This is a genomic window from Cohnella lupini, from assembly GCF_003386205.1.
GTDB classification, from domain to species: domain Bacteria; phylum Bacillota; class Bacilli; order Paenibacillales; family Paenibacillaceae; genus Cohnella; species Cohnella lupini.
Genome location: NZ_QRDY01000010.1, coordinates 119,578 through 141,877 on the forward strand (window position 1 = coordinate 119,578; position 22,300 = coordinate 141,877).

The window sequence follows — 22,300 nt, forward strand, 5'->3', positions numbered from 1 at the left end:
ATCACCTCATGTTTTATACTTCCTAACTAATTATGAACCTCGTCCACAATATACGCTGGGCGTTTCCTGCTTTCATCAAGAATTCTCCATAGATATTCTCCGATAATACCAAGCATAACCATAATTACGCCCAATAAAAAGGAAATCAGTGCAATAATTGTTGTCCAACCTTGAAGTGGAGCATTACCAAAAATAGCGTTAAACACAACAAATAAACCATATATAAAACTAATAATAGCAGTAATCATTCCAATTGTGGACATCAGCCGAATTGGAGCATAAGAGAAGCTGACAAACGAATCCACGAATAATTTAATCTTCTTGCTGAATGTCCATCTTGATTTACCAAGTTTCCTCTCCAGTCTTACATAAGAAATTGTTGATTGTGGATATCCCAGCCAATAAATAAGACTCATTATATTAGTATTTTTCTCGCGAATTTGATTTAGTTCCTGCACGACTTGGCGATCAACTAACACAAAATCAAATCCACCTGTTGGATAGTCTTTAATAGCGAACCGTCTCATTAACAAATAATATGAATTCGAGAAAATCTTCTGACCAAGAGTCTCTTCCCGTTCTTCCCGAGTAGCCATAACGACTTTTTTTCCAGACTCCCAATGTCCGATCATCTGCTCAAATAACTCGGGCGGGTCTTGTAAATCTGCAGAAATAATGCCAACGCAATCTCCAGATGCATACTTTAAACCTGCTTGAATAGCAGACATTGAGCCGAAATTCTTACTTAGCTTAACAACCTTAATCCTTGGATCATCTTCTCTGGCTGATATAAGCAATTCAAATGACCGATCACCAGACCCATCATCTACAAAAATAAATTCCATCTCATATTCCGGCAAAATAGATTGTAAGTTCTTTAACCTAGGTAAGGTATGGGGGATGTTAAGTTCGTTATAGTAAATAGGAATAACGATGCTAAATAATTTCTTTGTATTCATTGAGAACCTCCGTTACTTTAACGGCATCTTCGATACTCATAACAGGGCTAATCGGAAGACTCAAAATCTCCGCGTGAATGCTTTCAGAGATTGGATATCCCCTATCGTTCCATTCCTTGTATGCTTCCTGTTTGTGTGGTGGAATGGGATAATGAATCAACGTTTGAATGTTATTATCATTCAGATAACGTTGGAGATGGTTCCTATTTCTTGTACGAATAACATATAGATGCCATACATGAGTTTCTGGATCTAACCCCTTGAATACAGGCTTGACTAAGCTTTCATTTTTTATTTTCTCATTGTACAACTCTGCAATATTTCTCCTAAGTTGATTATCTTCATCTAAATGCTTGAGTTTAAACCGCAATACAGCTGCCTGTAATTCATCAAGTCGGCTATTAATGCCCTTATATAGATTTTCATATTTTTTGTGCGAACCGTAATTGCGAATTGCCTTTAATTCTAAATACATACTTTCATCGTTAAGCGTTATAGCGCCGCCGTCTCCGAGGGCACCTAAATTTTTACCTGGATAAAAACTAAATGCGGCAGCATCGCTTAGATTACCAACCCGTTTACCTTTATACATTGCTCCATGTGCTTGAGCACAATCTTCAACAACCTTAAGGTTATACTTCTGAGCTATTTCTTGAATGGGAGACATATCGCAGGAAAGACCATAGAGATGAACAACCATAATTGCTTTCGTCTTGGTTGTGATATACTTCTCGATCAGCGCAGGGTCAATATTATAGGTCAACAAGTCAGGTTCAACCAGAATAGGTGTCGCCCCACTTGCAGTAATTGATAATATAGTCGCTATATAGGTGTTGGATGGTACGATAACCTCATCACCTTCACTAATGCCTAGCCCTTTTAAAATAAGAACTAAGGCGTCCAAACCATTCGCCACACCCAAGCAATATCGAGTCCCGCAATATTCAGCGAATTCCTGCTCAAATTGCTCGACTTCCTTTCCAAGGATATACCAACCTGACTGTAGAAATCGGTCTATACTACTTTTAATTTCCGACTCGTGCCTTAGATTAATTTGCTTTAAGTCTAAAAAGGGAATCATTATATACCTCCTAGGTTAGCTAATTCACTAATTAAACCAATCTATTATTCCCGTTTGCTTATCGATTAGATAACTGAAATAGAAAAATCCAATCATTACATTAGAAGGGTTAGAGACCATATCACTATATTCTTTCTATCTTTATATATCTGAATAAAGTATTCTACTCCATAACCTGAGAAGAACAGCATCATAAGATATAAGGGATAGCCAAATCTGGACTCCACGACCGTCGTTGACATAAGCAAACTATAACCTATAGTTGCCGTTAAAGTTCCCACCCAAATCAATCGTAGATTTTTTCGTATTCTTGAGTATACTAATCCGACAATTGATACAATCCATGCAAAATAAAGCATTATTGAAGGCGCAACTCTATATGAAACAGAGAAATCTTTAATGTATGTAGATACATATCCCCAATCTAATATTCCAAATATGTGGGCACCTATTAAAAACACAAAATTTAACGGATTGATAGTAATCATATCATATATATTCGTATCGCCGACCGCCTGAATTGGCGCATAAGAGAACAACCTGGGGTCTTCTTCTGAAATGACTACCGTTCCGTATTTCAAATAATGAGCTGCCCCTACAATTTGTCTCTCATATAAATTTGAGTGAATAAGCGGTGTGAGATGATTAAACTTTGTTATATTCATATATACTTGAGGCAGAAATAATATTAGACATATCAGTCCAATAGCAATAAATTTATATGGTTTATAATCTTTAACTTTAATAAATCGATAGATAGCAATTAGAGCAAAGAGAATCATAAATATCGCGTTTGAAGGTCGGATTAAAACGGAGCTGTATAGAAAAAAAGAAATAGCTGCACCATTTCTCCATGTGTTCAAATCCGAGGAAAGTAAATAAATCAATGAGATTACCAAGAAGCATGAAGCCAATAAATCTGTCAAAAATAAAGTCGTTGATTGGACCAAATATGGATTTAACAAACCGAGTATAATTACGGTAAAAAAACAACCTTGGACTTCGAATAATTAAATGCGGTCTTGGCAATTAACAATACAGTAAAAATCAATACTGCATACTGAAATATACTCACCAAGATTTTATGACTTGAAAGGCTACCATCAGTGAAAACATAAAAAAGAGATAGAATTAAGGGATATAAATAAGTTCGAAGTTCTTCCGTTAGATTAAACAAACCATTTTGAATAATTTGATTACTTATGAAATAATATCCTTCTTCATCATAATAATTCACATTATAATTCTGTACTAAGAAATACGTAAATTGAGCAATCGAGAAGGCACATATTAAAAGAAATAGCACATAGTTTGTTTTTGAAAATATCGACCTCATCGACCTCATCCTCTTCAAGTTCTCACTTTACGACTTATGTATGTAAACTTTTAAACAATTCATAGTCTCTAATATAATCTTCAGCATCATATAGGTGAGATGCCAATACCAATAATACACAGTCAACACTGAAATCATACATCTCATGCCAGTCATTTGGTTCTAATATTAGAATCTTCGTTGGGCAATCTAATTTTATTTCATCTTTCCTTTCCAAATTATCTAAGTGAATAGTACACGATCCTGACAGTGCAATTAATGCTTGCTTGGTCTTATAATGAGCATGAAATCCTCTTCTGATCCCCTCTTTTGTCCCATAGATATAAAAAACTCTTTTTATTTCAAATGGAATAGTTTTATTTCCTTCAATTACGGTTAAATATCCTCGCTCGTCCCCATGTTCGCTAATCATCATTAATTTACTTCGAGCTTTTAATAGCATCATTTTGCTCCAATCCTTAGCTATTCGCTAAATCTAATAAATACTGTCCGTACTCATTTTTAGAAAGTTCGTTACCCAGTCTAACTAGTTGATCTTTTGAAATATATCCCTTTAGATAAGCAATCTCTTCTATACAGGCCACCTTAAAGCCTTGACGCTTTTCTATTGTTTCAATATAGTGTGAAGCCTGCATAAGTGATTCGTGAGTCCCCGTATCCAACCAAGCAAATCCACGCCCTAGTAGCTCAACATTTAATTCCCCATTACTAAGGTAGATTTGGTTTATATCCGTTATCTCCAATTCACCTCTTGCAGATGGTTTAATATGTTTGGCATATTCAACCACTTTATTGTCATAAAAATATAATCCCGTAATTGCAAAGTGGGATTTGGGCTTTTGGGGTTTCTCTTCGATGGAAACTGCCTTGAGATGTTCATCGAACTCAACTACCCCAAATCTTTGAGGATCCTTTACTTTATAACCGAATACGGTTGCCCCGGATGATCGTTTCATGACATTTATCAGCATCTCCGTAAATCCTTGTCCATAAAATATATTATCACCTAGAATAAGCGCTACACTGTCTTTCTGTATGAAGTCCTCACCAATTATGAATGCTTGTGCTAATCCATCCGGAGAGGCTTGGGCTTTATACTCAATATTAATGCCGTAATTGCTTCCATCTCCAAGAAGGTGCTGAAACCTTCCCGAATCCTCAGGAGTGGATATAATTAAAATATGGTTTATTCCCGCTAACATAAGTACAGATAATGGATAATAAATCATGGGCTTGTCGTAAATCGGCAACAACTGCTTCGTAATTGCTTTCGTTAATGGATATAATCTAGTACCGTTACCCCCAGCTAATATAATTCCTTTCAAGCCATTCACCCTATCTTTCTTCTGACGAAAAGTTTTTTCCTATATACATAAACAAAAATATATAAAAGGGTAACTAACCAAATAATATATCCTAGTTTCAAGCTGCCTGGGTTGAACTTGAACTTTATTATATGTTGGCCGGAATCTACCTCAATACCCTGTAGCATACCATTTACTCTATATATCGGAACCTGACGTCCATCCACATAAGCATGCCATCCTGGGTAAAAACTTTCCGAAAACACGATGAAGCTTAATTTATCCGCAGAAATATTTGCTTGGATGTACCCGTCTCTTTCATCCGTAATATCTACTTTCGCTTCTGTAAAATGATAATCTTCGTAGCCATCGACAATAGCTTGTTCATGAAGATTCATTGAGGAAAGCTGAGAATAACTCCGATCTGATTTTATTGTTTGAGTAACGGAATACATTCTTTGCAATACTCTTTTGTTTTCATACAAGGCATACCGATCATTATTCATAATCTTAGTATAAACCTCTTCTTTCCCGCTATTATTGGCAGAACTTACTTTTTCAAGCTTGCAATACTCTATATTGCTAGGCATATTGGATTGAGAAAAGATTCTAAAATAAACATCTTCCGGCACAACTGAATCGGAATAAAAATACTTAGATTGCTCGAGTCCGGTTGGTTGTAAAATCATTTGTTGGGCATTGCTGTCATATTGGTCGCCAAATAGATCGATATAAAGTTCTTTTTCAGTGGCCTTTTCTAATTTTACCGAAAACTTATAAAATGTGTTAGGCTCGATCTTCACCTGAGATTGAACCAATGACATACTGGAATCAGCGGATGCTGGTAAGGTATATTTCCCGAAATCAGATATAATGGTCGTTTTTTGTAGATCTATTGTATTTATTTTATTTATAACATTAGAAATTTCGTTATTTAATATAATATATCTTGTATTTAGAGTAGAAATAATTTCATTATTTAATAACATCTGAAGATACTCCGGATTACTTCCTCTCTCGTCAAACCCTGTAATTGCTTTATAAGATTCAGGCAGAAATGTCGCGTAACCACTAATAATATCCTCTTTGTACAACGTGTTTTTATTGGGCGAAAGGTTCATCTCAAAGTCGCTATTGTTACTTACCAAAGGCCAAATGCGGTCGTTATTTGCGTTATTTCGTACAATGTATTGGGTAATCTCATCAGTATTATTGTAATCTGTAGTTACTTTTTCATGATAAAAAGAAAAACTATGTAAGTCCAACAAAATAATTAGAATTAATGGATACATCATGGTGCTTCTATTGTACTTATAAAAAATAAGAAGAAAAATAGTACTAATTCCCATAAGTATCAATGGGATGAATACGGCGGAATTATGAAGAGAGAAAATCGAAACATAATCGCTGACGGAATAACCCTTAACAGTAATTGTATTTAACGGACCAGAGGCTTTATTCAGAAGTGTTTTTAGTAGTTTATTGACTAAAAGAATTGCTGCTGTGCTTCCTACTAAGCAATAGAGTATCAATTTAATTTGTCTTATAATTTGACGATGATTTGATTCATTCCAATTCTCCTTAAAATACAGGTCCAATTGTTTAGAAAACAAAACTACGATTGCAAAATCTACAATGAATAGTATTCTTGCGGATACACGAAAACTATTGATAATTGGTATTTCAAACATTACTTTATTTATAAAGGGGATCGAGGATCCCAATGCAAAAATTAAGCAAAAAATCCCCAACAACGACCATACCCGCACAATGTTATTTTTCTTAAAGAGAGTTATGGCTGCTATCACTGCAAAAGTTACAGGAATAATGCCAGAATAAAAACCAAACTCAGTTAGATTACCTTCTCCAAAGTAAGAATATGTATAAACATTATAGGGTGTATTAGGAATGTGTACTCCAAATATATAAGGAAAAATAATCGTTACTAACGATTTTAAGGGCAACGAATAACTAGAGAAATATTCATACGAAATTTTTGTCCTCTCCGAAATACTTGCTAATTGCAACAACGGGAGTGTTTGAATAGCCGTTACTCCTATAACTATTGCCGAAAAATTAACCTTATCCATAATCCAGTTCTTGATCGAAGGATATCTTTTTATTGACAGTAAAAAATAAAATAACATAGCAATAGATGTATATACAGACACTTGAATGAAACCAGCAAAAATCTGCATTGAAAATGCCAAGCTCATTAAAACAATATAAACTTTTTTTTGAGATGCGATCAATTTTTCATAAAAAAATAAAATTAGCGGAAGCCAGATAATCGCATTATATATAGTCACATGACCCAATCTTACATTTAGCGCACCGCAGAACATAAAAGCAATTCCACCTACGAATGCAGCATATCGATTAATTCCGATTTGTTTTAAATAAAGAAACACAAAGGTACCAGCAAGACTAAGATGGAAAAGAAACATGTAGTTGTATGCAAATTTCAAAGGGAAAACAGCATAAAATAAAATGTTGGGTAAGTAGAAAATAGAATTTTGAACATCAGCGTAATAAGGTACTCCTAAATTTACATAACTGCTCCAAGTAGGTAAAGAAAAGTGAGACAATGCTTCTTTTAATATTGCTCTTGACGGCACATAAGATGAAACTCCATCTCCAGGTGCCCAGAAACCATCAGCGACAACTAAATTGTAATAAAAAATAATAGGTAGCACGAAATATATTAATATTAGCCCTGAATTCATGTGTACAAAGTAGTTCTTGAACTTTCGCACATTTCCATCTCCTTTCTTCCAAAAATATGCAAGCATTCATCAATATATCGAACTGAAACATCCCTGAGCTGCGTAGGCATTAATATAGAACTTATATTTTCAACAAAATCATCAAATGTTTCTTGAATTCCTAAGTTTATATTAATTTGTTCGCCTTTCATAACTTTATCAATGAAATCAATATATCCGTCAGCACAAGCATTCAAGCTATGATACCGTTGTGTAAACTCTAACAACTCCTTAGTCCGTTCATCATTCGGCTTACTATAAATTTCCACTAAGAGGTTGATTATTGATGACACTTCATCCAATTCATAACCAGCTTTATGTACAATGTGATCAGGAAACTCACTAAAAGAACCAATCCGGGTAGCGATAACAGGCTTACCATATCCCATAATCTTAAGTAAACTCGCCGAGCTTTCGCCTTGCGTTGGATACCTCAAGTTCAGGCAGATATCAGAAGCAGCGATGTATTTACCGAAATAATCTAAATCAACAAATCCTATACACCTCACCACTTTACTCAGCTTATGCCTTATTACAATCTCTTGAACTGGGTAATTCTCGGATATTTCACCAACAATATAGAACTTAAACCCATTCATAAGTTTATCGACTTGAATTTTAGCTAAGGCTTCAAGGATTTTATCTATTCTCTTTGTCGGATTCGCAAAGCCCAGTGAACAAATAACAAATTCAGACGGATCTATGTTCAACTCGCTTCTAGCTCTTTGCTTCTCTATCTGAACCTGTTCGTATTCACTTATATGGGGCGCTGGTATTGGCACTACACGGATAGGGACATAACTTGCTTGCTTCCGCAACAAATTCTTAGCAAACTCGGAATGAACGATGACCCCTGCCGACCGATCCAGAACTCTTAAGTTCATAGGATAATTCAAGGAATCGTTTTCCCATATAGGCGGAATTTTCCCTTTGATAAATTTGTCAGCAGCTTGAAGTCCCTGTTCACCATGACTATAGAACATCTCCTCCCGGTAACCTTCTTGATCGCCGAGTACTAACGTCTTAGCTGCGAAGAAATGATGCAGCGAGTAATCATGAAGGATGACAATACCAGGGTACTGAAGCATGAAATCATAGATTCCGTGATGCGCTTCATAGTTATTCCCCATATGATACAGAATCGAGTCATAACGTTTATCCTTATAATTCAATACGAATTCGCTATAGAACTTTATGTCGAAACGCTCGGCAATTGTTTTATTCTCGACAATAAATGCATTGGGAATATATATGTCTATATGATAAGCGTCTCCAAGAAGGGGAAGTAAGTCCTCGCTATAGTCGGAGATCCCTGATCGAATCGGGTTAAGCGGGGAGAAGTAAGCTATCCTTTTCAAGTTCTTGGCTCCTTATCTTATCGTATCCGTTAACCGGTCGATGACATGATCCCACGAGAAATCCTTTACTGCCTCATATCCATTTCGCCCTAACTCTTGAGCTAATTGACGATTATGATACAGACGACTTATCGCACCTGCGACTTCCGTTTCCGAAAGAAGGACCAGCCCGGAATAACCGTCTTTAACGAACTCAAGAACCCCGCCAGAGTCGCTCAAGGTTATAACAGGCTTTTTTGACAAGAAAGCCTCCAAAGTAACGTAACCGTAATCCTCATCATAAGGGGCAAAGTAAACGGCCATACACTTAGCATATAATTCCAACAACTGCTTGTCATCAACAAAGCCTAGAAACACTACTCTGTCTTGCAACCCCAGACTTACCGATAATCGCTCTAAGGTTTCTCTTTCCGGACCAGTGCCCGCAATTACGCATTTCACATTTTTATCAGCATGCCTCATTGCTTTAATCAAAATATCGATTCTCTTTAACTTATCTAATCTACCTACCGATAAAATGAAATTGTCGGATTCGTCGCAATAATAGGATCCGACATGTTTAGGGGGATGATAGAGTGCCTCCGATGAGATTCCATTAAACCTTTGAAGACGATCCGTTGTATTCTGGGCGATCGTGAAGATCTTCTTAGATTCCGATAACGAATTTGAATCGAATCTTGTAATCAACTCTTTGATAGAAAGGCTTTCAGGTGAAAAATCATAAGAACTGTACGGTGTTCCAAGTAGATCGTATACTTGTCTGAATTGGTGAACTAGCCAAGTTACTTTGTTCTTATGCTTGACTCCGTAGGAAGGAAATTTAGTCGCGATCACGAGGTCTATAACCTCGCCATTACTTTCGGACAGATCCGTGAATCTCCAATTCAACATGCTTTGAACAAGCTGTTGATTGGGATACCATTTGAAAGGGAGCGCGACAAGCTCCGCATGGTAATTCCGTTTGTTCAATTCCTCTAACAGAGATTGAACCAGAAGTTCAGCCCCGCCCTTAACGAAGGGCACTTGTGCATGACAGATAGCGATCTTTTTTTTCATCACAATTACCACCTATTTTTTAGAGAAGCAAACCACTCTGGATAATGGCAAGTAGTCGTTAACCATTGTTCCCGGCGTCATTAAGTATTCTCCTACCGGAATTTGTCCTAATATTTTGAATCCATTCTGATTTAATTCGTCGATAATCTCATAGTTATTCCAGAATACATCATAGACATGGAAAGATCCCCAGCCCATATGTGCTCGTAACTGCGTCTCCGCTCGTTTATCGGGGAAATCAACGACAATAATTCCATCATCCTTAACGAGACTATACAACTTACGATAGAGAATTCTTCGGTCATGATAATCAAAATGACGTATAAATCGAAAAGCCGTAATGATATCGTACCGTTCCTCTGTTGAAAATTCGAAAAAGTCGGTTTCTATAAAAGTAACTTTACTTGGGTCCTGAAGCTTCTTCGTAGAAACCGAGATCATGAAACGCGAATTTTCGACGGCAGTTACTCTACCGAAGTTTACTATTTCACGAAGTATTCGTCCGTCGCCGGAAGCAATATCCAAGGATTCGATTATTTTATTTTTATTTAGATTCTGTTCGATTAGCAAGGATATTGCTTTTCTCTCAAGACGGTCATAAGTCCGCATCGGATAATCCGTAAACCTGTTGTCATCATAATTGTCGGCAACGAACGCATCATTGTAATAAGCTGCCATTCCTTCCCGGCTCATTACAAGGAATTTTCCTCGATCTTGTAAATCGAGACTCCAGCGTTCCAGCGTAGGGCTCGGAATTTGATTGCTAATCATTCCATAAATCTGGAGATATGTTATTTGATCGTTATTAACGGTTCCGAATAAGGATAAGCCCTTGTTCAAAGCATTTTCCCGATACTTATGATAATTATCGCGTATTTCCTTCATTTTCACCGTCATATCGTCAACGTCGCTTGCCACGAGTCCAAGACCATGCTCCAAGACGAGATCTTGGATCCCCACATACTCCGTAACCAACACAGGAATTCCAAGTACAATAGCTTCTACGATGGACAATGGACAGGAATGATTATTAGCCCTACTCGCGAACGGTGCTACCATGACATTGATATCTTTGTAGTATTCCGACATATCTAAATGTCCGTTAAGAACCTCACAATTCGTTATTCCTTCTTTCTCCAATATAGCGAGAAGCTCCGAATACCCATTATTCCTCCATGCAATCTTAAAACTAATATCCGGCAGTCGTTTTATTAAGGACAACAGGATATAAATTCCGCGATCCTCCCAAACCTCCCTGGTCAGAGGCGCCGATGCGAATCCTACAGTGAATTTCGTACTACTCACATCGCTGACGGGTTTGCGTAATATCGCTACTCTGGGTAGCATCACTTTGGAATAGATCCCTGCAGCGGAGAATTGCTCTTGAACCCATTTAGACTCCACAAACAAAAACAGATTACCTACATCAATAGCATGTCTGACGTGTTTAAGATACTGTTCGTCGTATTCACGCAGGCCATTGATTCCGGTAACCGTATATAAAGTTATCACCGATCGGGGTTCATAACTTTTCTCAAGAATATAGTAACCATCTATGCTATCGGCAAAAAAATGGAAAATCATATTCACTTTGTCTGAAATCCGTTCAGAAAACCGATGAGACCAGTAATATACATCGTATTCCTCATCGTAAATTTCTTCATTATCGGATAGTTCTTCCTCTAACGATATGAACTTGATATCCATTTCCGGTCTCGTCTTTTTATATCGGATATAATATGATCGGGCTTCTTTTTTGACGGCCTCGATATCTTTATCCTTCTTGAACCCCATACAGACAATCGCTATTTGCGTTCTTGAGACGATATTCACGTTATTCCGCATATAATTTTACCCCTGCTCCGATGTTTTGGTTTACAAGCCCGATGCATGGAATGTCAGAGATAACCCTGATGAAAGTAACGTCAACCATTCGGTCTACGGTAATGGTCTCCCCGCCTATTTGATTGGAGACGCCAAAGCTCATAAAATAAGTTCCCTCGTTCAAGTGAATGGGAATTGTCATATCGCAAGTAAGTATGCGACCGCCTTTAAGATCTCTTGACTCTGAACCGAGTATCTTGGAATTCGTCCCGAATACTTCCACTCCATTTATAGTCTTGAAGATGACTCCAATAACAGGGTTCTCTAGATGCTCGATAATTTCAGCTCTAATCGTCACTTTTATCTTTTCTCCGGTCTTGTAAACGATCGAAGGATCGTCATTTTGATCCAAGAGTTTATATTCTATGATTTTAGCCTTTCCATTCCCGTAACGAAGCTCGTCTTCTTTTGTCTCATGTTGAACCGCTACCTGCATGTTAGCCGTTAGCGACATCTTTTGATAGTAATTTACGACATCATTTGATGTTCCTTCAAAGATTAGAGTTCCATCGTATATGATACCCACACGGTCGCATAATGCCCTAACCGCATTTAAATCGTGCGTAACAAGGATTATCGTCTTGCCTTTTGCCTTAAACTCTTCGAATTTTGCGTAACATTTTCTTTGAAAGACTTCATCTCCAACGGCTAGCGCTTCATCAATAATGAGCACATCCGGATCCACATGTATAGCGAGCGAAAAGGCTAACCTGACATACATTCCACTTGAATAGCTTTTAACGGCTTTGTCGAAGAACATTCCTATGCCCGAGAACTCCTGGATACTATCCAACTTTTCTTCAATTTCATGACCAGGTATGCCATACAGATAACTGTTATAGATAACATTTTGTCTTCCGGTAAGCTCGGGATGAAATCCTGCCCCCAACTCTAATAAGGCGGCGATTCTACCTTGAACGAGAAATTCGCCATTTGTAGGATGTTTGGTTTGCGCCAATATGCTGAGCAAGGTGCTCTTCCCGGAACCATTAAAGCCTATAATCCCATAAGTTTCGCCCTTTTTAACCGCAAATGATATATTCTTAAGAGCCCAATAATCTTGATGGTTTTTTTTCATGCCAAGAGAAAGATACTCTGCTAACTTAGAACTGTTGTGGGAGTATATTTTAAATTTTTTGGATATTCTACTGCAGGATATGGCGTAAATACTTTTATCCAACTCCGATGTTTCTCCGCTCTCATGATCCGAGAGAGACATAGACAAGGTCATTGATCCGCTTTCAGCAAACCAAGAAACTCCTTCCAGAACCAAATCCCATACCAACTCCGTAGAATTGGATTTGGATGGCACAATAAATGCTGCATTAATCGTTATGCTTTCGCCAGGCGAAATGTTATAAGGTAACTTGGTACGAATACCTTCCTTTAATTCGCCACTCGTCGTCCTGTAATGATAACCTACTAATACAGGCTGATTGTTATCGTACGCATACCAAACAAGATCCCCTATATTTGTAACTAACAATTTGGTTGAACACATTATCCCCTGAGAATACTTATGGGGTTGTTCTTGTTGAAGCAACTGGAGCTGTGCTTTATATCCTGTCATCATCTCTTATCAATCCCACTTTATTCAGTCTTTCGAATGAATCGATTACCTTTTGTTCTAACTCCAGATCGTCCGGTTTTGATCTCAGTGCCATTAATAACAATAAATATTTTCTTTGTTCGTTACCGCTCAAGTGCTCTATATCCGCCAGTTCACGCAATAACGAGACCTTAACGTCATTATAACGGCTTTCGTTCAGCTTTGTAATTGATAGTACATCGGATTCAAGCTGATCCTTCACAAGTCTTAATTCCTCTATAATTACATCCGATATATCATTCGCAATAGAATCCAATCGCTCTTGCTGCTCAACCTTATAACCCAGTCCGTTTTGTCTTAGCGCTTCCAATCTTTGGTCAACAGAAGACAAATAATCAATCGATCGTTGATTAAAATGAATCTGCTTCATTAAGATCGGAGCTAATAGCTTTCTTAAGAGCTTCTTGATTAACACAATCAACCTGCCGAAGCCTTTTCGATGAGAATAAAAATCTACATTCAAAATATTGTGCGCATCAATGAGCGGTTTTAAATCAGTAGGCGGAAGCTTGGACTGCACACCTTGAGGTTGCCTTTCCATTTTACGGAGTATTCTCTCTGTAATCCGTTTTTTCAGCACTTCCTCATCGAAATTCACCTGTTCCATGCGCTTCTTACCCTCATTCCATTAGATCAGATCGGAAACTTCATTTATCATTTTTTTATAGAAAATGGACCCCAAGAAATAAGTCGCGATTGCTATTATTGCAATTAGGTAGATATGTTCTATCTTCGAATAGAGAATTATTGACTGAAAAGCCTTTATCATGTAAGCAATAGGATTATACTCTACAATCTTAATCATATACTTGGGCAAAATGTCCTCGAAGTAAACGATGGGAGTCAACCAGAATAATATGGGCAAAGTAATTGATATAAATTGGCTTAGGTCCCGAAAGTGAACATTTAGAATCGATAATACTTTGCCGATTCCTAAACAAAATACCTGCATTAAAATGATCAATACCAACACGAATGCATAGCTTAAATGTAATGGATATCCGACAACGGCAAGAATTATTGCCAGAAGCATGTAATTGATAATTAATTCGATTATCGATGACAATGCAAGCGAATATAAAAGAATAGACTTGGGAAAGTAAATTTTCTTTACTATGTTGGAGTTCTCAATGAAAATGTTCTGAAATCGTATAATCGTGTTGCTAAATACGGTCCATGCCAAAATTCCCGAGCTAAGGAAAACGCTATAATCGTAACTGTTAGTCATATTGGGAATTTTGGCGGACATTAGCTTGGAGAATACCGTAGTGTAAATAATGATATAACCAATCGGCAGTAGTAAATTCCACAACAGTCCTAATACCGAGCCGGCATATTTGTTGCGAAAATCCCTCTTAACCATATCCCACATCATGTACAACATAGCAATTTTAATTCTCCTCTATTATACCAATTGCTCCCTTAATGTGTTCTTCAGCCTATTGAAATCACTATCGACCATCATGTTAATCATTTGTTCAAACCCAACCTTTAGTTCCCATCCCAGTTTTCTCTTTGCTTGCGTGCAATCTCCAAGCAACAAGTCAACCTCAGCTGGACGAACGAATTTCGGATCGATTACGACATGGTCTTGCCATCTCAAACCTAAGCGACCAAAAGCTACTTCCACAAGTTCTTGTACCGTATGAGTTTCGCCAGTTGAGATAACAAAGTCCTCCGGTTGATCTTGCTGAAGCATAAGCCACATGGCCTCAACGTAATCTCCTGCGAACCCCCAATCTCTCCTAGCGTCTAAATTGCCCATTCTCAGCTCTTTTTGCAATCCAAGTTTAATTCTAGCTGCCGCATCGGTAACTTTCCTAGTAACGAATTCTACACCTCTACGCGGAGATTCGTGATTGAATAGGATACCTGAACATGCAAACATGTTATAGCTTTCACGGTAATTCACTGTAATCCAGTGGCCATATACTTTTGCGACTCCATAAGGACTTCTGGGATAGAATGGCGTCGTTTCCGTCTGAGGTGTCTCCTGTACTTTGCCGAACATTTCACTGCTCGATGCCTGATAGAATTTAGCATCCGGTTTATTATACCGAACAGCCTCTAACATGTGTGTAACGCCAATGGCAGTGAATTGACCCGTTAGTGCAGGTTGATCCCAAGACGTACCGACAAAAGATTGAGCGGCTAAATTATATACTTCGTCCGGATTTGATACTTGAACCGCCTGATGCAACGAACCTTGATCGAGTAGATCACCCTCGATGAATTCAATTTCGTCCTGGATATGTTGAATATTATCCATAATAGGTGTACTAGTACGACGACGTAAACCATATACTTTATACCCTTTTGAAAGTAGCAACTCCGCTAAATAAGACCCATCTTGTCCTGTAATCCCCGTAATCAATGCATTCTTAGTCATATTAATTCTCCTTATTTCTATTATGTTTATAGATACTGTTCTCTCTTTTGCATACGTAATTCTTTTAACAGTTGTTTTACCTCTTGAGCTTTATCCTTGGAACAAATTAATGTCACGTCATCTGTATCCACTACTATTAAATCTTCAATCCCTAATGTCGCAATCAATTTACCATTGTTGCTTTCGATAATGCATCTTCTGGTATCCATGTTCAGAATATTCCCTCGAATTACGTTTCCGTTCTCATCTCGCTCATCTATACGATCAAGAGCCGTCCAACTGCCAACGTCATCCCATCCTAGCATACACGGAATGACGAATATATTTTCCGCTTTTTCCATGATTCCATAATCAATTGATTGATCCGGCATTTTCATGAATTCATTCTTTATTACTAGTTCTCGCTCCGGTGAATTCAATGCTAATTTCATCGTTGAAAGATTTTCATATAAATCAGGCATGTGCTTTGCAAAACAATTCATGATAGTCGAAGCCTTCCAGATAAACATCCCGCTGTTCCAATAATAGTTTCCGGCTTCTAAGTAATTTTCCGCCGTAACTTGATCTGGCTTTTCAATGAAGCATCGTACCCGATGTACCTCCATTTGATTAATAGTTGCAACCTGATCGGTACTTTCAATATAGCCGTATCCCGTCTCCGGATATGTGGGAGATATTCCTAAAGTAACAATATTTTCTCCCTGCTTTGCGACTTCCGTAGCCGTTCGCAGAATTTCTATGAACTCGATTTCATCCTTAATAATATGATCCGAAGGTAGGACGATTATCGTACTATCCGGATATTTTTCTTGAATATATATAGACGAAAGTGCTATACATGGAGCTGTGTTTCTCCCGATAGGTTCGATGATGATATTGTGACTTGGAAGGTGCGGGATCTGTGCACTAATTAATTCCGCATATAGTTCATTAGTAACAACAAAAATTTGCTGTATATCCATTAACCGCTCTAGCCGAGCAACAGCCTGCTGGATCATCGATTTATTCCCGGATATGTTCAAGAATTGTTTGGGTAAGTTCGTGCGACTCTTTGGCCAGAATCTTTCACCCTTTCCACCAGCCATAATCAAACTAGTTATCATTCGCTCTACCTCCGGAGTGCTTTTGTATGTATCTCAACCTCTTTTCGATCATCTTTCCTATTGCACTTGGAGAAAAATCTCGTTTTATTGTTTGTTCACCATTTAACGCTATTTCTTTATAATATACTTTATCATTAACTAGTCTCACCATATATTGACTTGCATGATTCAAATCGGGATCAGCCCAAGTTTGATATGCGTGGTAGGGTCCGTAATCGTTACCGACCTTAATTAAGTTATAATGCACTAAACAGGAATTCTGCATATTCATAAAATCCGTATTGGCTGACCAATTCGTACCGATTACCGGTTTGCTTAAGTACATAGCTTCCGCTAGTCCTAAACCGAACCCTTCGCTGCGATGTAACGAAATATAACTATCCGTACATTGTATCAATGCGTTAGTGTCGTTCCTATTTAATATTTCCTTAATTAGATAGATATTGTTATAGCCTTCGACGATTTGGGTAATAGTTTTAATATCTTCCCTATTTGAGTTGGCATTATTTACTTTTACAACTAAACCAACCGTGAGATCATTCGGATCAAACGCCGACTTAAACGCATCTATCGACGCAATTGGATTTTTTCTTTGTTGAAAGCTGTTCATATCGTACATTGTTAAGAACAAGAAGCTTCTCTCGGGCAGGTTATAATATGAACGTTCTCTAGGAGTGTCGATCTTCACTTCTATGCTGTGCGGTATCCTAACAACGGGTACCGGACTTTTCATTGAGACAGAATTTGCGACAAAAGACGAAGGGACCCACACTTCGTTCACGAACTTGAACCCTTCCAACCATTCCTCCGGAAAATCTTCAAGTTCCCAATGCCAAAACCCAATATTGTAGCGTTCTTCGAACAACTTATTACCGAATTGAGTATATGCTTCAAACATTTGCTCTGCATTTAAATGAAATATATTCACATTATACTCGGCTTCCTTCACTTCCTTATGCTTCCAAGTCGTATCAGACATTCTAGCTGAATTTGTTCCATAATAATTAATAATATTAAACGGAATCATCGTCGTTGCTATACTTTTGGCGGCAATTCTGCAAGATTCTCCAATTCCCATCTCCGCACGGGAATAACCGATTAGATTAATTCCCGTTGGATTCACTTCCATGCCACCATCTGCTTTCACATTCAAGTTAGTTAAATCCTCATTGTATGCTTTATTTACAATTGAATGTTTTAGCTTTCGACGAGTGGATTGTGGAATTAATAAAACAATTACCCTCTTCATTGGCAATGCCATTTTATATATCATTTTATATATCAAAGCTTTCATCTTCTTAACACCACCAACTGTTCAGAAAAAACATATTATAATATTCTTGTAATTATAACACACCATTATCGTAAATTAACCGAATAGTAATATATACATATTAGCTTCATTCGAGTGTTACTTGCTAAGTAGCGTCTGGATTTCTCCTTCTTCATTTGGATCCGTGGCACTCAACTTCTGATGCAATGCCTCATCGTCTTTTCCTTGCTGCAGAAGTGAGGCTAAATAATACCTCGCCACTATTCGATCTTCCTCTTTGCTAATATCATCCTTTATTCCAGTTTTCAGCAATTGTTCTACCTTTTCATAATCTTGTTCATCGTACCTTATTTTCCCGACAGCTAAGCGAACGGTATTACTTAAGACAATGGTTCTAAGCAATCCTATAGTATCCGGCAGATCTTGAATTATCTTTTCTCTTCGGATCATTTCGTTATATAATTTATCGATACTCCCGGAAACAATATCCGCCTCTGAATTATTTTCCTTACGCAAATCCTCCCATTTTTTTAGCAGTGTTGCAGCAGCCTGGTCATAAAGCGCTTGTTCATATGGATATCTACGTACACCATCCAATAATATCTCTGTGGCATTCTTTTTCCCCAAACTCTCGGAAATCATATATCCCAGTTCGACGGATTGACGATAATTAGGTTCCTTATCGTTAAGTTGCTTCATATAATCTTGAGCAATTTGAAGATAGTTAGTATCCTGAGTCTGCTCATAGGCGCTGTAATTTAAAAATGAATATTGATATAGCAATGCTGGATGCCCAGGTGCTTTGTTCAAACCATTCTCCAGCGGCTCAACAATCTCATTGAAGGGTTGCTTATTAATAATCGCCTTTTGTGATTCTTCGAATTTATTCACAGCGTATAGCTGATTCCCGGACGATACGGCAACTACGATAACCAAAATAGATGTTAAAACAAAACCCGCCCATTTCAACTTTAGATGCGTCGCCTTGTTTAATTTAAGCACAATTCTTTGACGCTGTGTTCCGGCAAGAACTCCAAGACATAGAAATACGAGAACGGAATATAAGATATAACTCATTTCAAAATCAATCAAGGAATGAATTAACACTGTAATGGGTACCATAAAGTAAAAAACCATCTTAATGCGTTCCGACTCGTTCGACTTGCGATAGAAATGAATAAAGCTGTAGAGGACGATACCTATCACGCTTAGGTACACGATTAGACCTAGTATGCCTACTTCTACTAGCAATTGCGTAAGGTATCCGTGTGTTTGACCACTAATATAGGAATACGATTGGTACCGTTCGTACAGGGCATCCCAGCCCCCTGCTCCAGCACCTATTATCGGATTCTGTTTCGACATCCTTATCGCATCTCCGTACATCGTTAATCTTTCATATACCGAGTGTGTCTGCAAATTAATGTTTTCAACCCTTGATCTTATAACGCTTGGTAGTAACTGGGTCATAAAATCACTTGTTATTGCGACTATGCCAATCAATACAATTACGAATAGTATGCACGGAACAATGATATTTGACCAAGAAATCGTTAATTTGTTTATTTTCTTTGTCAGATAGGGATCTACGTATTTTGTTATTACTATTACTATGAAGGTCATTATTATAGAAACAACAGCTATCAGTACCCAGGATCCAATAGACGGCGAAGAGAAAACGGACTTCGTGTCGAAAGGCAGTTGTTGGGCGTTAGCCTCTTGAATCTTGTGGTAGACCTCTGTCCCTACGTTTTCTAAATGTGTATAGAGAACTAGGGACAAGCCCAAGGCCAGTATGGAATAGAGCAGCATTAAAACCTGCTGTTTTAATTTGAACAGCAATAGAATTAGAATAGCTACAATAGGTAAAACAATCAAAGCGCCACGTGACAGCGTAAGCAGGAATGAAATACAAACAGGAACCAACATGATACCGTGAAGCATTCGTGCCCATTTATTAGTGGTTCGGATCAGCTCGATTAAGATCCCAATCCATAATGTTAATAATAAAACTGCATATGAGTTTGCATACTGAAATATGGATGTTATTCTTACGCCGTTAATGAAGCTTAGTGAGTCAAGTAAATAGATGTTCCCCAATAAATTAAGAAATCCATAAATAACGATTATATAACCAAAAATCAAGTATACTTTGGGGAATAGATTAATCACTTTATCGTACTGGATCAAGAATGTACCTGCAACGAAGAAAATATAAATAACTAAACTAATAAGAACGCCTATATGGGAAAGAAAGGGAGACTCTGCATTAAAACTGCTCACTATGTATACCAAGCATATGACTGATGCAATCGCTGCATAAATCATTCGTCGTTCGAATTGAAAGTTCTTCTGATAGAAGTGAGCCACTATCCATACCAGGACTATTAGTGATAGCATTACGCTATACATAACCGGCTTCTCATAATAGATGATCAGACTACCTTTATGCACTCCAATCCCTTGAAAGATACCATTAGTTGTTATCGCCAATAATAGAAGGATTCCCATCCACGTCCACGCATACCAATCCATCCCGCTAATTCCTGTCTTTTTCTTCAAGTTTGACACTCCTTATTAGTATGCCCCGTCACCTTTAATCACTGCGGGTATTGTTTTTAACAATATTTTCATTTCTAATGAAACGCTCCAGCGCTCAATGTAATAAATATCAAGGTCTAACCACTGCTCGAAATTCAGATCGCTTCTTCCGCTTACTTGCCAAAGGCCTGTCATACCTGGCAAGACATCCATTCTTCTCCAGTGATAGTCCGTATAACTTTGAACTTCTTCAGGTAAAGGTGGTCTTGGACCAATAAGACTCATTTCCCCTTTCAGTACATTCCACAATTGCGGAAGCTCGTCTAAAGAATATTTTCTTAGAATCCGTCCAATAGGAGTCACTCTAGGATCATTACGCATTTTAAATACTGGCCCTGTTGCTTCATTGTCATTAATAAGCTCTGATTTATTAAACTCAGATCCTTCACGCATTGATCTGAACTTAATCATGTAAAATCGCAATCCATTTTTCCCGATACGCTGTTGCTTAAAGAATACATGGCCTCTCGAGCCTATTTTTATTGCAATTGCAATTACAATTAGGAGCGGCGACAAAAGCAACAATAGAAAACTGCTTCCACAGATATCTGCCACTCTTTTGAGAAGCACGTTCAACCCTCTTAGTGGAGTCTTGACTATTTGCAAACATGGATACTCCAGATCGTTACGAAATGCAAATACCGTAGCCATCCTATCAAACATTTCAGGAATGATTCTAATATCCACATCGTATTTATATATCGTGTGAATCATTGATTCGATCACGTGTTTTTCAGAAGGAATTGTAATATAAATCGTATCTACTCTTATTTTTTTAAGTATTTTTTCTAAATCTTCTGTTCTACCGATAACTTCGTTTCCTACTTTATTGTCGTCCAGAAAACCTACTATGCAATTTTTATTCCCCTTGAATTCGCTAATTTTAGTCTGAACTTCCATACCGACTCTCCCAGCGCCTACAATAAGAATATTGCTCCGAAGGGATCCACGGCGATATAACGAGCTCATGATCAATCGTTTTGCACCTAGCCATATCAAAGTTTCCGACAACATGGCAATAACGAATAACACCAATGTTACCCTTGAATATAGGAATGTCGTTTTTAATAGAAAAGTAATTCCAATGGTAATGAGGAATGAAAAGACGATTGCGCGGAATTCAAACATATACTCTTCCAAAATTGATCGATCGGCTTTTCCTGAAAATAATTGATTCTGTATTAATGTAAATCCGTGTATCGCGAGTAGAATTACCAAAAAAACGACATACACATTAAAGACGGTTACTTCTTTTGACCATGCGATTGGATTATATCGAGTAACTTGATCATAGGTAGGGAGCACTCTAACTGTCATCAATATATAGAAAGTAAAAATAAACCCTAAGTATTTTCCTACTAGGATTATTCTGTTTACCATCTGTTTGATTCTGTCCGCTTTTACTCTGTGTTCCGCAATCGTTCCCACATGATATGCCGATTCTTTGTATGTGGTTTGTTGCTTTAATGAGTCGCTATAATGCATACCAGTTTTCCCCATTTTTATACTGTCTATATGATATAGTTTAACATAATTTCAAGCCTCACGTGTCTAATCCTGAATAATCTTATAACTTAATGTC

Annotated in this window: 16 protein-coding genes; all 16 read right to left on the reverse strand. The window is 37.6% G+C overall.

Annotated elements, in window-relative coordinates; genetic code table 11:
* Positions 1–26: 26 nt before the first annotated feature.
* Positions 27–959 (reverse strand): glycosyltransferase family 2 protein, encoded by a 933-nt coding sequence (locus DFP95_RS17390; RefSeq protein ID WP_115993922.1) that lies wholly within the window; start codon positions 957–959, stop codon positions 27–29.
* Entirely contained in the window at positions 937–2,040 is a 1,104-nt protein-coding gene (locus tag DFP95_RS17395; protein ID WP_115993923.1) for a DegT/DnrJ/EryC1/StrS family aminotransferase, read from the reverse strand. The genes DFP95_RS17390 and DFP95_RS17395 overlap by 23 nt, the downstream gene beginning before the upstream one ends.
* Before the next feature lie 1,370 nt (positions 2,041–3,410).
* Positions 3,411–3,821, reverse strand: a complete 411-nt coding sequence (locus DFP95_RS17410; protein WP_115993926.1) for a sugar 3,4-ketoisomerase — start codon at positions 3,819–3,821, stop codon at positions 3,411–3,413.
* 13 nt (positions 3,822–3,834) lie between these two features.
* On the reverse strand, positions 3,835–4,701 hold the full coding sequence (gene rfbA, locus DFP95_RS17415) for a glucose-1-phosphate thymidylyltransferase RfbA (protein ID WP_115993988.1): 867 nt from the start codon (positions 4,699–4,701) through the stop codon (positions 3,835–3,837).
* Positions 4,702–4,706: 5 nt separating this feature from the next.
* Positions 4,707–7,436 carry a YfhO family protein gene (locus DFP95_RS17420; RefSeq protein ID WP_181907485.1) on the reverse strand — a complete coding sequence of 910 codons (2,730 nt, stop codon included), beginning with the start codon at positions 7,434–7,436 and terminating at the stop codon, positions 4,707–4,709.
* Positions 7,403–8,803 (reverse strand): glycosyltransferase family 4 protein, encoded by a 1,401-nt coding sequence (locus tag DFP95_RS17425; RefSeq protein WP_115993928.1) that lies wholly within the window; start codon positions 8,801–8,803, stop codon positions 7,403–7,405. Before DFP95_RS17425 ends, DFP95_RS17420 begins: the two co-directional genes overlap by 34 nt.
* Before the next feature lie 12 nt (positions 8,804–8,815).
* Positions 8,816–9,859 (reverse strand): glycosyltransferase family 4 protein, encoded by a 1,044-nt coding sequence (locus tag DFP95_RS17430; RefSeq protein ID WP_115993929.1) that lies wholly within the window; start codon positions 9,857–9,859, stop codon positions 8,816–8,818.
* 12 nt (positions 9,860–9,871) lie between these two features.
* Positions 9,872–11,704 carry a methyltransferase domain-containing protein gene (locus tag DFP95_RS17435; protein ID WP_115993930.1) on the reverse strand — a complete coding sequence of 611 codons (1,833 nt, stop codon included), beginning with the start codon at positions 11,702–11,704 and terminating at the stop codon, positions 9,872–9,874.
* Positions 11,694–13,316, reverse strand: coding sequence for an ABC transporter ATP-binding protein (locus DFP95_RS17440; RefSeq protein ID WP_115993931.1), 1,623 nt, complete (start codon positions 13,314–13,316; stop codon positions 11,694–11,696). Before DFP95_RS17440 ends, DFP95_RS17435 begins: the two co-directional genes overlap by 11 nt.
* The gene (locus DFP95_RS17445; RefSeq protein ID WP_115993932.1) at positions 13,300–13,959 is read right to left on the reverse strand and encodes a hypothetical protein; all 660 of its coding nucleotides are present in this window, start codon (positions 13,957–13,959) and stop codon (positions 13,300–13,302) included. Before DFP95_RS17445 ends, DFP95_RS17440 begins: the two co-directional genes overlap by 17 nt.
* A 21-nt stretch (positions 13,960–13,980) precedes the next feature.
* Positions 13,981–14,736, reverse strand: coding sequence for an ABC transporter permease (locus DFP95_RS29820; RefSeq protein WP_115993933.1), 756 nt, complete (start codon positions 14,734–14,736; stop codon positions 13,981–13,983).
* Positions 14,737–14,757: 21 nt separating this feature from the next.
* Positions 14,758–15,741, reverse strand: coding sequence for a GDP-mannose 4,6-dehydratase (gmd, locus tag DFP95_RS17455; RefSeq protein ID WP_115993934.1), 984 nt, complete (start codon positions 15,739–15,741; stop codon positions 14,758–14,760).
* Positions 15,742–15,767: 26 nt separating this feature from the next.
* On the reverse strand, positions 15,768–16,844 hold the full coding sequence (locus DFP95_RS17460) for a mannose-1-phosphate guanylyltransferase (RefSeq protein WP_115993935.1): 1,077 nt from the start codon (positions 16,842–16,844) through the stop codon (positions 15,768–15,770).
* Positions 16,834–18,138, reverse strand: coding sequence for a glycosyltransferase (locus DFP95_RS17465; protein WP_115993936.1), 1,305 nt, complete (start codon positions 18,136–18,138; stop codon positions 16,834–16,836). Before DFP95_RS17465 ends, DFP95_RS17460 begins: the two co-directional genes overlap by 11 nt.
* Before the next feature lie 117 nt (positions 18,139–18,255).
* Positions 18,256–20,679 (reverse strand): O-antigen ligase family protein, encoded by a 2,424-nt coding sequence (locus DFP95_RS17470; RefSeq protein ID WP_115993937.1) that lies wholly within the window; start codon positions 20,677–20,679, stop codon positions 18,256–18,258.
* A 15-nt stretch (positions 20,680–20,694) separates the two neighbouring features.
* Positions 20,695–22,203: a sugar transferase gene (locus DFP95_RS17475; RefSeq protein WP_181907486.1), complete on the reverse strand. Its 1,509-nt coding sequence runs from the start codon at positions 22,201–22,203 to the stop codon at positions 20,695–20,697.
* Positions 22,204–22,300 lie beyond the last annotated feature (97 nt).